Origin of the sequence: Massilia sp. LC238 (assembly GCF_000735635.1) — a bacterium.
GTDB classification, from domain to species: domain Bacteria; phylum Pseudomonadota; class Gammaproteobacteria; order Burkholderiales; family Burkholderiaceae_D; genus Telluria; species Telluria varians.
Genome location: NZ_JNNN01000038.1, coordinates 295,303 through 310,196 on the forward strand (window position 1 = coordinate 295,303; position 14,894 = coordinate 310,196).

The 14,894-nt window shown below is 66.5% G+C and carries 10 protein-coding genes; 4 read left to right on the plus strand and 6 right to left on the minus strand.

Annotated features, from left to right (window positions below; translation table 11 throughout):
* The first annotated feature begins 53 nt into the window (after nucleotides 1-53).
* A complete protein-coding gene (locus FG94_RS10810; protein WP_229445909.1) occupies nucleotides 54-1,394 on the plus strand; it encodes a hypothetical protein in 1,341 nt (446 codons plus the stop codon).
* A 39-nt stretch (nucleotides 1,395-1,433) separates the two neighbouring features.
* Here FG94_RS10810 and FG94_RS10815 read toward each other — a convergent pair whose 3' ends face one another.
* Nucleotides 1,434-2,801 (minus strand): enolase C-terminal domain-like protein, encoded by a 1,368-nt coding sequence (locus FG94_RS10815; RefSeq protein ID WP_036210909.1) that lies wholly within the window; start codon nucleotides 2,799-2,801, stop codon nucleotides 1,434-1,436.
* A 95-nt stretch (nucleotides 2,802-2,896) separates the two neighbouring features.
* Between FG94_RS10815 and FG94_RS10820 the strand changes: the two genes are divergently transcribed.
* Nucleotides 2,897-4,144, plus strand: coding sequence for an SGNH/GDSL hydrolase family protein (locus FG94_RS10820; protein WP_036210912.1), 1,248 nt, complete (start codon nucleotides 2,897-2,899; stop codon nucleotides 4,142-4,144).
* Between the two features lie 40 nt (nucleotides 4,145-4,184).
* On the opposite strand, the gene FG94_RS10825 is transcribed toward FG94_RS10820, so the two are convergent.
* Nucleotides 4,185-6,395, minus strand: coding sequence for an alpha-glucuronidase family glycosyl hydrolase (locus FG94_RS10825; RefSeq protein ID WP_229445910.1), 2,211 nt, complete (start codon nucleotides 6,393-6,395; stop codon nucleotides 4,185-4,187).
* 263 nt (nucleotides 6,396-6,658) lie between these two features.
* Between FG94_RS10825 and FG94_RS10830 the strand changes: the two genes are divergently transcribed.
* Nucleotides 6,659-9,598 (plus strand): TonB-dependent receptor, encoded by a 2,940-nt coding sequence (locus tag FG94_RS10830; protein WP_051996445.1) that lies wholly within the window; start codon nucleotides 6,659-6,661, stop codon nucleotides 9,596-9,598.
* Between the two features lie 88 nt (nucleotides 9,599-9,686).
* Here FG94_RS10830 and FG94_RS10835 read toward each other — a convergent pair whose 3' ends face one another.
* From FG94_RS10835 to FG94_RS10850, 4 genes are all read right to left on the minus strand, one after another.
* The gene (locus tag FG94_RS10835) at nucleotides 9,687-10,706 is read right to left on the minus strand and encodes a glycoside hydrolase family 43 protein (protein WP_036210917.1); all 1,020 of its coding nucleotides are present in this window, start codon (nucleotides 10,704-10,706) and stop codon (nucleotides 9,687-9,689) included.
* Between the two features lie 33 nt (nucleotides 10,707-10,739).
* On the minus strand, nucleotides 10,740-12,224 hold the full coding sequence (locus tag FG94_RS10840; protein WP_036210920.1) for an MFS transporter: 1,485 nt from the start codon (nucleotides 12,222-12,224) through the stop codon (nucleotides 10,740-10,742).
* A 213-nt stretch (nucleotides 12,225-12,437) separates the two neighbouring features.
* Entirely contained in the window at nucleotides 12,438-13,424 is a 987-nt protein-coding gene (locus tag FG94_RS10845; RefSeq protein ID WP_036210923.1) for a TerC family protein, read from the minus strand.
* Nucleotides 13,425-13,452: 28 nt separating this feature from the next.
* On the minus strand, nucleotides 13,453-13,881 hold the full coding sequence (locus FG94_RS10850; RefSeq protein WP_036210925.1) for a TerB family tellurite resistance protein: 429 nt from the start codon (nucleotides 13,879-13,881) through the stop codon (nucleotides 13,453-13,455).
* 109 nt (nucleotides 13,882-13,990) lie between these two features.
* Here FG94_RS10850 and FG94_RS10855 point away from each other — a divergent pair, with 109 nt between their 5' ends.
* Nucleotides 13,991-14,881, plus strand: coding sequence for a LysR family transcriptional regulator (locus FG94_RS10855; protein WP_036210929.1), 891 nt, complete (start codon nucleotides 13,991-13,993; stop codon nucleotides 14,879-14,881).
* The last annotated feature ends 13 nt before the right edge of the window (nucleotides 14,882-14,894 follow it).

The following is a 14,894-nucleotide window of genomic DNA, read 5'->3' on the forward strand; positions in this document are numbered from 1 at the left end:
GGGTGCCTGCGATGCCACGCGCAACATTTACTTTCCTGAACCATGCCTGTTTCATGGTCCGCACCGACGGTGCCCTCCTGGTGTCCGACCCATGGCTGGAAGGCGCGGTGCTGGGCGAGGCCTGGAGCCTGGTCGACGGCGCTACCAGCCATGCGGCCCTGCTCGACATCCTCAATGCGGCCGGCGTGCCCGTCTATATATGGTGCTCGCGTGCCCAGCCCGACCATTTCTCGCTGCCCTTCCTGCGGCGCTTCCGGAGCGAATTCCGCGGCATCGCCACCTTCCTCTACCGTCCCGGGCGCGACATGCGCATCGGCGAGGAACTGCGGCGCCAGCGCCTGCCGGTGGGCGAATGCCCGGACGGCGTCACCGTGGCGCTGGCCGGCGACCTGCGCCTCACGGCCCTGGCCAACGGCGACGGCGACTCCGCCTGCCTGATCAGTTGCGGCGGCCGCAGCATCCTCAACCTCGGCGACCGGGCGCTGGCCACCGAGGCCGCCTGTCATGCGGCGGCGCCGCGCATCGGGCGGGCGGCCTCGCGCATCGATCTGCTGCTCACCGGTTTCGGCAGCATGGGCTGGTGCGGCAATCCGGAACAGTTCGCGGTACGCGAGGCGGCAGCCAAGGCGGCGGTGGAGCGCCTGGCGCTGCAGGTCGAGCACTTCCGGCCCCGGCTGGTGGTGCCGATCGCCTCGTTCGCCCGCTTCGCGCGGTCCGACAACGTCTGGCTCAACGGCGGCCGGCTGTCGCCGCCCGAGCTGCTCGAGCTGTCGCGGCTGGAAAACCTGCGCGGCGTGATCCGCTTCCTCACCCCGGGCAGCAGCATCGACCTGCAGCGCGACACGCCCGGCACGCTCGGGGCCGCGCACGAGCGCGCGCTGGAGCACTGGGCCGACTGCTGGCGCAAGCGCCCGCCGCCGCTGCCGCGCCCGCCGCAGGCCTCGCTGGGGGAACTGAAGGCGGCCTTCGCGCGCTACCGCGAGCGCATCGCGACCACGATGCATGTGCTGCCGCGCCTGCTCGAGACGGCCGGGCCGCTGCGGCCCCTGCTCGTGCACCTGCCCGATCTGCGCCAGACGGTGGAGCTGTCCTACCGGCACGGTTTTCGCGTGAAGCCGCGCATGGATGATGAACAGCAGACGGCCCACGTGGCGATGTTTTCGGGAACGGCACTGCAGCTGCTGCGCTCCGAGGATGGCTTCGACACGGTGTATGCGGGCGGCTGCTTCTGGACGCTGCGGCGCAGCGGGCTGTCCACATTCGGGCGCTTCTTCCTGCCGCAGCGCATGGGACGGCGCGGGGCCGACCGCCACCGGCCGCTCAGGATGGGCGGCTACCTGTGGCGGGCGCTGATGGGAAGGATGGCAAGGCAGTTGCAGGCGGCGCTGCGCTGAACGCCGCCCCGGGGCGCCGTGCGCGCCCGCGTGGAGCGCTCAGCGCGCGTAGCTGGGACGCTTCGCGTCGTAGGTCCAGTCCGGGAACAGGTAGCGCATCGCCGTCGCGTCGTCGCGTGCGCCCGACGCCACCTTCTTGTACAGGAGGTGCGCCTGCTCGATGCGCGCCATGTCGGGTTCGATGCCCAGGCCCGGGCGCTCCGGCACCGCCACCTGTCCGCCAACGATCTGTAGCGGCTCGCGCGTCAGGCGCTCTTGGCCCTCCTGCCAGATCCAGTGGGTGTCGATGGCGGTGATCGTGCCGGGCGCCGCGGCGGCGACGTGGGTGAACATGGCCAGCGACACGTCGAAGTGGTTGTTCGAATGCGAGCCCCAGGTCAGGCCCCAGTCGTGGCACAGCTGGGCCAGGCGCACCGATCCCTGCATGGTCCAGAAATGCGGGTCCGCCAGCGGAATGTCGACCGCGCCCAGCAGGTGCGAATGGCCCATCTGGCGCCAGTCGGTGGCGACCATGTTGGTTGCGGTGGGGATGCCGGTGGCACGCCTGAATTCGGCCATGATCTCGCGTCCGGAATAACCCTGCTCGGGGCCGCACGGGTCTTCGGCATAGGCCAGGACATGGCCCTGGCCGCGGCAGGCGGAGACTGCCTCTGCCAAGGACCAGGCGCCGTTCGGGTCGAGCGTCGCGCGCGACTCGGGGAAGCGGCGCTTGATGGCCGCCACTGCCGCAATCTCCTCTTCCGGCCGCATCACGCCGCCCTTGAGCTTGAAGTCGCGGAAGCCATACTTGTCGACGCTGGCCTCGGCCAGGTCGGCGATTCTATCCGGCGTGAGCGCTTCCTCGGTGCGCAAGCCGTACCAGTCATCCGCGCCGCTGCCGGGAGAATAGGGCAGGTCGGTGCGCTTTCGGTCGCCGATGTAGAACAGGTAGGCCAGCATCGGCACGTGGCTGCGCTGCTGGCCGCCGCCCAGCAGCTCGCAGACCGGCACGCCCAGGTGCTGGCCGAGCAGGTCGAGCAGGGCGGCTTCGACCGCCGTGATCACGTTCTCCAGGCGCAGGTTGATCTCGTGCGGCTGCGCCAGGAGGGCGGCTTCCGCTGTTGACGTGACCTGGTGGTTCGGCCCCGCGATGGCGCCGCGCAGCGTGTTCAGCGTGTGGTGGTAGCGGGCGATCGGGGTGCCGGCAACCAGCGGCACGAGGCGCTCCAGCGCGCGCAGGATGCCGCTCGACCCCGGCACTTCACCCATGCCGGTGTTGCCGGCGCTGTCCTTCAGGAGCACCAGGATGCGCGTGAAGTAGGGCGCATGGGCGCCGCACAGGTTGAGCAGCATGCTGTCCATGCCGGCCACCGGGATGACCTGCATCTCGGTGACGGTCGGGCTGGCGTGTCGCTGGATCGGATTCATCGAAGAGTCTCCTTGCAAGCAAGGATGGAACTTGCTCGTAACATTAGTATCAAATAAAATGATTGCGCTAACATAATCAGTGTGAAGGAATTGCGATGGCGCGTCAATCGATTCTGGCAGCCGCGCTGGCTGCCGTACTGCTGGCCGGATGTGCCAGCGCTCCACGGCAGCCAGGCGCCTCCCATTGGGTCGCCTCCTGGGGAACGGCGCAGATGGTGCCCGGCGCCGAGCACGAACTGGCGCCCGCCCAGTGGCGCGACGCCACCCTGCGCCAGGTGCTGCGGGTGTCGCTGGGCGGCGAGCGCCTGCGCGTCAGGTTCAGCAATGCCTTCGGCACCGAGCCGCTGGTGATTGGCGGCGCCAGCATCGCGCTGTCGGGCGGGCCGGGCCGCTCCACGATCGACCCGGCCAGCAGCCGGCCCCTGCGCTTCGGCGGCGCCGCCTCGGTCACGATTCCGGCCGGGGCCGAGTACCTGAGCGATCCGGTCGACCTGCCTCACAGCGCAGGAAGCGACCTGGCGGTGTCGATCCACTATCCGGCCGCCCCAAGCCGCCAGACCAGCCACCCGGGCGCCCGCGCCACCAGTTTCATCGCGCCGGGACAGCAGCTCACGGCTGCCGAGCTGGCGCAGGCGTCCAGCTTCACGCGCTGGTACCAGCTGGCCGGGATCGAGGTCGAGGCCGGGCCCGGCGCGCATGCCGTGGTGGCGATCGGCGATTCGATCACCGACGGCTATGGGGTCGCGCCGGACACCAACCTGCGCTGGACCGACGGCCTGGCGACCAGGCTGCGCCAGGCCGGCATGACGGGAGTCGGCGTGGTGAATGCGGGGATCGGCGGCGGCCGCCTGCTGCGCGACGGCCTGGGCCCCAACCTGGTTTCGCGCTTCGAGCGTGACATCCTGGAGCGGCCGGGCGTGCGCCATGCGATCGTCCTGATCGGCGTGAACGACTTCGGCGGCCTGCACCGGGGCGGGCACGACAGCCCGGCCGCACGCGCGCAGCTGCTGCTTGATATGAAAGAGGCGCTGCGCCAGTCGGCCGCGCGTGCCCAGGCGCGCGGCGTGTGCGTGATCGGCGCCACCATCACCCCTTATGCCGGCAGCGAGTACTACCATCCGAAGGCGCCCAACGAACAGGATCGCCTGGCCTACAATGACTGGATCCGCCGCTCGAACGTGTTCGACGGGGTGATCGACTTCGATGCGGCGCTGCGCGATCCGGCGCGGCCGGATCATCTGCTCAAGGCGTATGACAACGATGGGCTGCATCCGAACATGGCGGGGTACAAGGCGATGGCGGAGGCGGTGCCGCTGGAGCTGCTGAAGGACTGCCGCCGTTGAGATACGGTGGACGGCTCCGCCGTCCACCGTACGAACTCATTCAACCGTTACCGGGAGCGTACGGAAAACGCTGCGCGCGGTAGTACTCCAGCGGCTGCGCCGGCGCCTTCGCCCCGGCCGGCAGCGCTCGTCCCGACACGTGCATGAAATACGCCAGGCAGGCATCGCGCCACCACTGCGCCTCCACGCGCTGCTGGGCCAGGCGCTGGGCGGTGTCGTTCCAGCGCTGGGCGTCGACCACCCTACGCAGCCCATTCCAGCGTTCCTGCATGCGCCCGACCTCGAGCACACCGCGGTCGTAGCGCGCCACCAGCTCTTCCCACAGCGTGCGGTTTGAAGGCATGCGGTAGTCCCAGGGCAGGTGGTGGAACCACAGCAGCAGTTCGGGCGGCGTGGTGGCCGGCTTGGAGAAGCGGCGCGCGACTTCGGGCGCGTACTGGCTGACTGCATTGCTGCCGCGCGCCGTGCGGTCGAAGCCGATGCCGTCGCGGCCGGCGCGGTGGTAGTACACCGGGTTCCAGTCGGGACGCTCCAGGTTGTCCACCCAGGGCCCCGGGCCATGGTGGTGGCCGGTGTCCATCAGGTGGTGCAGGCCGAGCGGCGTCATGTAGTCGACCACTGCCTCGCGCGAAGCCATCATCATCGCGACCACCGGGTCGAGCACCTGCCTGTCCGGCGAGAAGGTCTGCGCCGCCCACTCGCGCGCCACGGCGCCAGCGTCCAGCATCGGATCCCAGGCCATGCGTCCGAACACGTACCAGTTGGCCTGGTCGAAGACCGAGCCGGACCAGGTACGGCTGCTGCCGATATTCGCCACGCCGGCGATGCCGCCGACGCGACCCTTCTGCGCGCCCTGCAATGCCTGGGTCACGGTAAGCGCTTGACCGCCGGCGCGGGTGTCGGCGCGCAGGGTCTCCTGGAACATCGGGCCGAGGTAGGCCTGGTGGGTGGCGAAACCGAGGTACTCCTTGGTGATCTGGAATTCCATCATCAGGCGCGTGTCCGGCATGGCGCCGAACAGCGGATGGAAGGGCTCGCGCGGCTGGAAGTCGATCGCGCCGTTCTTCACCTGCACCAGCACGTTGGCGTCGAACTTGCCGTCCAGCGGCTTGAACTGGTCGTAGGCGTGGGCGGCGCGGTCGTGCTTCGGATCGTCCCCCAGGCCCTTGCGCTTGCGCGCCTCGGGCGGCTCGTACACGAAGGCACGCCACATCACGGTGCCGCCATGCGGCGCCAGCGCGCGCGCCAGCATGTTGGCGCCGTCGACGTGGTTGCGGCCATAGTCCTGCGGGCCGGGCTGGCCTTCTGAGTTGGCTTTCACCAGGAAGCCGCCGAAGTCGGGGATGCTGCGGTAGATCTCCTCGGTCTTGCGGCGCCACCAGGCGGCCACCGCCGGGTCGAGCGGATCGGCAGTGGCGGTCTCGCGCAGGTCCAGCGGGGTCGACCAGCGCACCGAGAGGAACACCCGGATGCCGTAGGGGCGCAGGACGGTCGCGACCGCGGCGGCCTTGGCGATGAAGGCCGGGCTCAGTACCTCGGCCTTGGCATTGACGTTGTTCAGCACCGTGCCGTTGATGCCGAGCGAAGCGTTGGCGCGCGCATAGTCCAGGTAGCGCGGATCGACGATGGCGGGCAGTTCCCACCAGTTCCAGATCGATTGCCCGGCATAGCCGCGCTCGACGCTGCGGTCCAGGTTGTCCCAGTGGTTCAGCACGCGCAGCGGCAGGGCGGGGTTCGAGACCAGCGGACTGCGCACCAGGGAGGCGGCGCTGCCGTCCTGCAGGGCGCGCAGCCAGGCGAAGCTGCCGTACAAGAGGCCGATGTCGCTCTTCGCAGTGATCAGGAAGACGTCCTGGCCCTGCATCCGGGTGCGGGCAAGCAGGTGACCCTCCGGGCCGACGCGGTCCAGGGAGCCGCGCAGCTCGGCAGGCAGCCCGGCGAGCAGGCCGTCGCTGCGCGCCAGCACCACGCTGCCGGCGCGGATGGCGGTGGCAACCTGCGGCACCCGGCCCAGCATGCCTCCCAGCGCGCGCTGCAGTTCGGTGCGTGCGGCCAGCACGGTCGGGGTCTCGGGCGCCAGCGTGACGATCGCGCTGGCCGGCACTGCCGCTGCCTGGGCGGCAGGCAGGGGGCGATAGCGTAGCCAGAGTTGGTAGCCGTCTTCGTCGGCGCGGGCGGCGGCTGCGAACATGGCGCCCAGCAGCAAGGCTGCCAGGGCGCGAACCAGCACGGATGCGAGGGATCGCTGCAAGATAGTCTCCGTCGTTTTGTTGTCCGGCCTAACTGCGCCCGACGTATGTTGGAATCCGGATGTTAGCGCAAACTTTTTCAAACAGTAACTAATTTCGCGTGTGCGCCACGCTTTTTCTGCGGTCGTCCTCGCAGCAAATATATTAGTTGACAAGTATAAAAGTTGAAGTTTAGACTAAAAATGATTGCGATAACATTTATGTTATTGAAAATGTTGATCGCGTCGCCGACAACATATTGCATAAAAATACTCAGGAGACAATCATGGTCCAGCAGCGATTCCTGCGCCCCGGTCATACCGGCGGCCGCATTCTTCAACTGACGATCCTCGCCGGGCTGGTCTCGGCAGCGTACGCGCAGGAGACGGCGCCAAGTGCCCTGGGCTCGATCCAGACCGTGCAGGTGACCGGCTACCGCGGCAGCCTGGAAACCTCGGCGCGCGACAAGCGCGAAGCCACCGGCTTCCAGGATTCGATCTTCGCCGAGGACCTCGGCAAATTCCCCGACACGAACATCGCCGAATCGCTCAACCGCATCCCGGGCGTGCAGGTGTCGCGCGAGATCACGGGCGAGGGCGTCAACATCCAGATCCGCGGCCTGGGCACCAGCTTCACCAAGGTCCTGCTGAACGGCGCCCCGATCGCGGTGGCCTCCACCGGCAGCACCGACAGCCAGAACACCAACCGCGAGGTCGACCTCGACCTGCTGCCGACCGACCTGTTCACCAAGCTCACCGTCAGCAAGAGCCCCTCGGCGTCGCTGCTCGAAGGCGGCGCCGCCGGCGTGGTCGACATGCGCAGCGCGCGTCCCTTCGACCGCAAGGGCAGCTACGTCTCGGCCAACCTGGGCGGCACCCGCAACCAGGTTGCCGGCAAGTGGGGCAACCGCGGCTCGGTCCTGGCCAGCAAGACCTTCAACAACACCTGGGGCATCCTGGGCGGCGTCGCCTGGAACAAGTCCAAGGTGCAGGCCACCGGCTACGAGACCATCGGCCTGACCAACCCGAACCTGACCGCGGCCCAGAACAGCAGCCCGACCCGCAACAACACCGGCGGCGGCAACTGGACCATCCCGGCCACCGTCCCGAGCAATGCCGGCAACGGCTTGAGCCCGGGCGCCGCCATCGACCAGGCCTTGCTGCTGGCCCGTAACCCGGGCCTCTCCATCCAGCAGATCGACAACTCCCTGATCCCGCGCCTAGGCCGCCAGATGGCGCAGTACGGCGACAAGGACAAGGTCACCGCGATCCTGTCCGGCGAATTCCGTCCGAGCGCCGGCCTGCACTTCTACGTCGACACGATGTACAGCGAGAAGGACAACGACCTGCAGCGCCTCGACACCGCGCTGATCGGCCGCAACGGCGCCATCATCCCGCTGGACATGAAAGTCGACCGCAGCGACTGCGCCAACGGCTGCGTGGTCGAAAGCGCTACCCTCGCCAACGCCCAGTACTTCGCCGAATACCGCCCCTACATGGAGAAGGTGCGCCTGAAGGGCATCAACCCGGGCATGGAATGGGAGCTCGGCGAGAAGCTCAAGTTGACCGCCCAACTGAACTACACGAAGTCGGAGTTCTCGCGCGAGTCGCCGACCGTGCTGCCGGTCACGCCGGTCAACGCGGGCAATACCGTGAGCTTCACCAACGGCCCGATCCCGAGCATCGTGAGCTCGATGGACATCACGAGTCCGGCCAATTACGTGTTCGACACCGCCAACGGCGCGCGCGTCAACCTGCAGCAGGAGCTGCGCGAGACCAGCACCAAGGGCTTGCGCTCCGACCTGACCTGGGGCGACAGCGACTTCAGCATCAAGGGCGGCTTCGCCTACGACGACATCCTGCGCCGCATCACCGCGCGCGACAACACGACCGCCTGGCAGAACCTGATCTGCGGTAACGTCGCCGGTTGCCAGGGCGCGGGCACGATCGGCGCGCGCGTCGGCGAGTACCTGCGCCGCGGCCCGAACGGCCTGATCGAAGTCGACTGGCAGCGCTTCGCCGGCGACACCAATTACCAGCAGCTGCTCGACCAGGCGCCGATCACCGGCGCGTCCAATACCGGCGCGGCCACCGGCTTCATCCAGGAAAAGACCAAGGGCGTGTTCCTGCAGGCCGACGGCATCACCCAGCTGGTGGGCTACCAGCTGCGCTACAACGCCGGCGTGCGCTACGTGCGCACCGAACAGAGCGTGGGCGCCTACAACTCGGTGGCCGATCCGCGCAACGCCAGCCTGCCGGCAGGGGCCACGCCCTTTCCGAACGTGAACCAGTGGGTCTACGTCGACAAGACCTACAGCAATACGCTGCCCTCGGCCAGCGCCGCCCTCGACCTGGCGAAGAACGTGGTGCTGCGCGCCTCGGCCTCGCGCTCGATGACCCGCGCCAATCCGGAAGCCCTTCGTCCGGGCATCAACTTCTCGAACCCGTCGGCCGACATCGGCAGCCTGGGCGCACCGAACCTGGCGCCCTATATCTCGGATAACCTGGACTTCGGCGTCGAGTGGTACACCGGACGCGAAGGCTATGTCGCGGCCACGGTGTTCCAGAAGACGCTGAACGGCTTCACGGTCAACCAGAGCAATACCTTGCCCTTCAGCGCGCTGGCCCAGTACGGCGTCACCTATGAGAGCGTGACCCCCACCATGCAGCAGGCGCTCGACGCCCGCGGCGGTCCCGCCAACGCCAGCGTGGTGATGACTTCGCAGCGCAACGCCGGCGGCGAACTGAAGATCAAGGGCCTGGAGCTGGGCTGGGTGCAGCCGCTCGACAAGCTGCTGCCGTGGCGCGGCTTTGGCTTCTCGGAAACCCTGACCCTGATCGACCAGAAGGCGACCGGCGAAGGCACCCAGGGCTTCGTGGCGCTGGGCGTGCCGAAGAAGAGTAACAACTTTCAGCTCTACTACGAGAACCATGGCTTCATGGCGCGCCTGTCGCACACCTATTCGCAGGGCAGCCAGATCTCGGGCCTGAACCAGAACGGCATCGCGGCCGCGGCCTTGTTCAGCGACGGCTTCAAGCAGCTCGACTTCTCGTCGCAGTTCGACCTGGAGAAGCTGCTCGACCGCGACGGCCTGCCGACCCTGACCTTCGACGTGGTGAACGCGACCGACACCGTGCGCCGCGCTTACTTCCAGTTCTCGAACGCCACCTTCACCAGCTACAAACCGGGCCGCACCATCTCGGTCGGCATGCGCATGAAGTTCTGATGTATCTTGCCTCGCGCAACCTGGCGAGGCAAGGAAGAAACGACAAAGGGCGCCATCGGCGCCCTTTTTCCTTGCTGGCCAGCGGATGCTAGCGCTCGCCGTAGGGCGAGATCGTGAGGATATTCCCTTCGTCGTCGTAGTGCAGCTCGGTGACCTTCACGCTGCGCAGGTGGGTCACGCCTTCCGACAGGCTGCTGTCGTGGTAGAACAGGTAGCTGCGGCCTTCGAACTCGCAGATCGAATGGTGGGTGGTCCAGCCGATCACCGGCGTCATGATCTGGCCACGGTAGGTGAAAGGACCGTAGGGACTGTCGCCGACCGCATAGCAGAGCAGGTGGGTATTGCCCGTCGAGTAGGAGAAGTAGTACTTGCCGTCGTGCCGGTGCAGCCAGGGCGCCTCGAAATAGCGGCGCTCGTGGTCGCCGGCGAGCAGGGGCTGGCCGTTCTCGTCGAGGATGAGGACCGCGCGCGGGCTTTCCGCGAACTGCGTCATGTCGGACGTGAGCCGCGCCACGCGCGGGGCCAGCGCTTCCTGGCTCGGTTCCGGCTCTTCATTCGCCGCGTCATAGGCATTGTCGCGGTACTTCTGCAGTTGCCCGCCCCAGATTCCGCCGAAATACATGTAGAAGGCGCCGTCGACGTCTTCGAATACGGCCGGATCGATCGAGTAGCTGCCTTCGATCGGCTTGGGCTCGGGCACGAACGGGCCGGCCGGGTGCTCGCCGACGGCGACGCCGATCTGGAAGATGCCGTCGGGGCGCTTGGCCGGGAAGTACAGGTAGTACTTCCCGTCCTTGCAGGCGGCATCCGGCGCCCACATCTGGCGCTCGGCCCAGGGCACATCCTTGACGTGGAGGGCGACGCCGTGGTCGACCGCTTCGGCGTCCGGACGGTCGAGCGAGAGGACGTGGTAGTCCTCCATCGCGAAATGGTCGCCGTTGTCGTTGAAGGGAATGCCGGCCTCGATGTCGTGCGAAGGATAGATGTAGATCCTGCCCTCGAAGACGTGGGCGGAAGGGTCGGCGGTATAGATGTGGGTGACGAGCGGAGCGGAAATGGCGCGCGCCTTCAGTTCCTGCACGCGCTCGGTGTCGATGACTTCGGACATATGGTTGGGACCTGTTTGTCGTTGAAAGAAAAATCAGTGCTGGGCGGCGGCGCGGCGGTCGCCGAGATCGCGCTCGATCTGCAGCTCGACCGACTTGCGGATGTCGTACAGGGCCAGGCTGGCGACGCCGAGCAGGAAGGGAATCGAGGCCCACACGCTGACCGACAGCAGGATGCCGTTCGCCGTCTCGGGCGCCTGGGCCGGCAACGACGCGTCATACCCATAGTGGGACAGCAGGGCCGCGACCAGGGCGCCGCCGATGCTCAGGCCCGCCTTGAGGCCGAAGATCATCGCCGAGAACAGCAGGGCGGTGGCGCGCCGGTTGTTCTTCCATTCCGAGTAGTCGGCGACGTCGGCGATCATGGCCCACAGCAGCGGGATCGTGATGCCGTAGAAGAAGCCGTGCAGCAGCTGGCACAGGAAGACCGGGCCGATGGACTCGGGCGGGAAGAAGTACAGGGCCATCATGAAGACGGTCGAGACCAGCAGCGCGGCGCCGAACACGTCGCGCTTGCCGAAGCGGTCCGCCAGCGGCTTGGAAAAGCCGATCCCGATGATCATCATGATGATGCCGACGGCATTGAACACGCTGAAGCCCGAGGTGGCAGCATCTTTCGGCCAGTGGAAGGCGGTCAGGCCAACGCTGGCGAGCACCGCGTTCAGCCCGGCGATGAAGCCGTTGAAGCCGATGTTCTCGAGGAAGGCGGCGAGCTGCGTTTCGCTCAGGTAGGAGTTGAAGTAGTAGACGTAGGTGCCGCCTTTCAGGGCCAGCGTGATGAACACCAGGATGGTCAGCACCAGCATCACGACCCAGGGCCGGTTGCCCAGCAGGTCCACGATGTCCTGGCGGATGCTGGAACGCTGCGTCGGTGCCGGCACCACCCGCTCGCGGGTGGTGAAGAAGGTGATCAGGAAGAAGACGGTGCCGACGATCGCGAACACGGTCATCACGTTCTGGAAGCCGAGCGCCTTGTCGCCGCCGCCCGCGATCAGCACCAGCGGCAGCAACAGGACCTGGATGATGAACTGGGCGACCATGACGGCGGTGAAGCGGTAGGCCGACAGGCTGTTGCGCTCGGCCATATTGCCGGTCAGGACGCCGCTCAGGGCCGAGTAGGGCAGGTTATTGGCGGAGTAGACCAGCATCAGGAGGATGTAGGTCAGCAGCGCATAGACGATCTTGCCCTGCTCCCCGAGATCGGGCGTGCTGAAGGCCAGCAGCGCGGTGAGACCGAAAGGAATCGAGGTCCACAGGATCCAGGGACGGAACTTGCCCCAGCGCGTGCGGGTGCGGTCCGCCAGCAGGCCCATCATCGGGTTGAAGCAGGCGCCGACGATGCCGCCGATGAAGATGACCGAGGCCGCCGCGCTCGGCGCCAGCTTGTACACGTCCGTGTAGAAGAAGGCGATGAAGGTCAGGAGGGTCTGGAAGATCAGGTTGGCGGCAAGGTCGCCCAGGCTGTAGCCGAGCTTTTCGACTACTCCCAGCCGTGCAGGGGTCGCTTTTGGAATGCTCATGATGTCTCGGATATCGTTATAAGTCAGGCGTCTGACGCGCCGGAACCAGTCGCTACCATTTATATATCACTAAATGATAGCGCTAGCATTTATCCGAGTATGGCTGAGGCTTAGTACGTAGTCAACTGCCGAGAAGGCTGGAAAAGAGCCGGCGGCACGGTCGGCGCTGTTTGCTTCGCGCCTGCCGGTGCCGCCGTGTGGGTTTGCTGCTATTTAGCCCGCTACCGCCGGCGGGTCATTCCGGGTCTTCCACAGCGAGTACAGGATGCCCGAGGCGAGCAGCAGTCCCGTCACCGCCAGGGACAGCGCGGCCGGCACCTTGCCGCCGAAGACGAAGTCGCCCAGGAAGATCTTCGAGCCGATGAAGACCAGCACCGCGGCCAGCGAGTACTTCAGGTAGTGGAAGCGCGCCACCATCGCCGCCAGCGCGAAGTACAGCGCACGCAGGCCCAGCACCGCGAAGATGTTCGAGGTGTAGACGACGAACGGGTCGCTGGTGATCGCGAAGATCGCGGGCACGCTGTCGACTGCGAACACCACGTCGGTGATCTCCACCATGCACAGCGCCAGGAACAGCGGCGTCGCCCAAAGCAGGGTCTTGCCGGGTTGCGCCGGGTCGGGCTGACGCACCAGGAAGTGGTTGCCGTGCAGGTCGGGCGTGATGCGCATGTGGCCCTTCAGCCAGGACAGCACCTTGCTCTCGCGGATGTCGTCGCTGTCGGTATCCACGAAAAACATCTTGATGCCGGTGAAGACCAGGAAGGCGCCGAAGATGTACAGGGTCCAGTAATAGCTTTCCACCAGGGCGGTGCCGGCGCCGATCATGATGCCGCGCGTGACGATCACACCCATGATGCCCCAGAACAGCACACGGTGCTGGTAGAGCGGCGGGATCGCCAGGGTGGCAAAGATCAGCGAGATCACGAAGATGTTATCCAGCGACAGGCTCTTCTCGATCAGGAAGCCCGTATAGAAGTGCATGCCTTTTTCGCTGCCGAATTCATGCCAGACCCACAGGCCGAACAGCAGGCCCGCGGCGATGTACAGCGCCGACAGCTTCAGGCTTTCCTTGACCCCGATGACGTGGTCCTTTTTGTTCAGCACGCCAAGGTCGAAGGCCAGCAGCACCACGACGATGGTGAGGAACACCAGCCAGGACCAGGCCGGCGTACCGAGCCAGAGTGCAGTGAGGAAGTCCATGATGTTCTCCGCTTAAGAAAAGGCGGCCTCAGGTGGCGAGGGCCGCGGTGGTGAAGGAATCCTCGGCATCGATCTGGCCGAACCAGGCGCGCGCCGCGCGTCGTACCAGCGTCGCTTCGCGGCCGTCGAGGTGGCCGTCGGCGTGGATGATGTCGACCATGGTCCTCCACACGCGGATCTGCAGCAGCGGATCGCGCAGGTCGAGCAGCAGGGCGTCCATCAGGCGCGGGTCGATCTCGACCATGCCGGCGCGGCGGTTGGCCGCGGCATCGAGCAGGTCTTCGCACAGCTCGCGCAGGGTGCGGTCGAAGGTGTCGTCGTCGATCTGCACCTGTTCCAGGTATTTGGAGCGGTGCATGGCGCTCACCTCGGCGGGGCTCAGGTGGCCGTCGACGATCATGGTCAGGGCCAGGATGCGGCTGACGGCTTCCGGGCTATTGGGTTGATAAGTGTGCATGGTGACCTCGTTGTTGTGATTAAGTGAGGCCCACTATAGAAGCGCACGAAACTAAAGTAAAATCGATTAATCTTTCATAAATCGTAAGTTTAATTGAGGTTTTGCTGCTATGATCAATTACAAGCATCTGCACTACTTCCACGCGGTCGCCACCCACGGTACCGTGGCGCGCGCGGCCGAACAGCTGCACGTGACGGCGCAGGCGATCAGCATGCAGCTGCAGGTGCTGGAAGAGCAGCTGGGCGAGGAACTGTTCAAGAAGAAGGGACGGGTGCTGGAACTGACCGAGGCCGGCAAGACCGTGCTGCGCTATGCCGAGCAGATCTTCGACCTCGGCAACGAGCTGGAACATGCGGTGCGGCGCGGCGCCTTCACGGGCGAGGAAACGCTACGAGTAGGCATCTGCGACGTGATCGCCAAGCCCATGGCCTTCCGCCTGCTCCAGCCGGCGCGCGAAGCCGGGATGGCGATGCGCCTGATCTGCCGCGAAGGGCGTTTCGACGACCTGGTCGTCGATCTCGCCGCCCACAAGCTCGATCTCGTGATCGCCGACCAGGGCCTGCCCACCGGCGGCGCGGTGCGCGGCTATACCCAGCTGATGGGATCGAGCACGCTGACCGTATTCGGCCATCCGGAATTGTGCGAGGAGTGGCCCGGTGACTTTCCGCAGCGCCTGCGCGACGCGCCCTTCTTGCTGCCCGGGCAGGACGCCGCCGTCCACACCCAGCTCAAGAGCTGGTTCGAGAGCCACGACCTGCGTCCGATCACGGTGGGCGAATTCGACGACGGCGCCTTGTTGAAATCCTTCGCCTGCGCCGGCACCGGATTCATGGTGGCGCCGACGGTGCTGTCCGAGATCGTGCAGCTTGAAAACGGCATGGTGCCGGTGGGCGTCATCGACAGTATCGTCGAGCACTTCTATGCGGTGTCGGTGGAGCGGCGCGAACGGCATCCGGCGGTGCGGCGCATCCTGGAGGGGTCGGGGGCGGTGTTCGGCTGAGCAAAGTACGCTT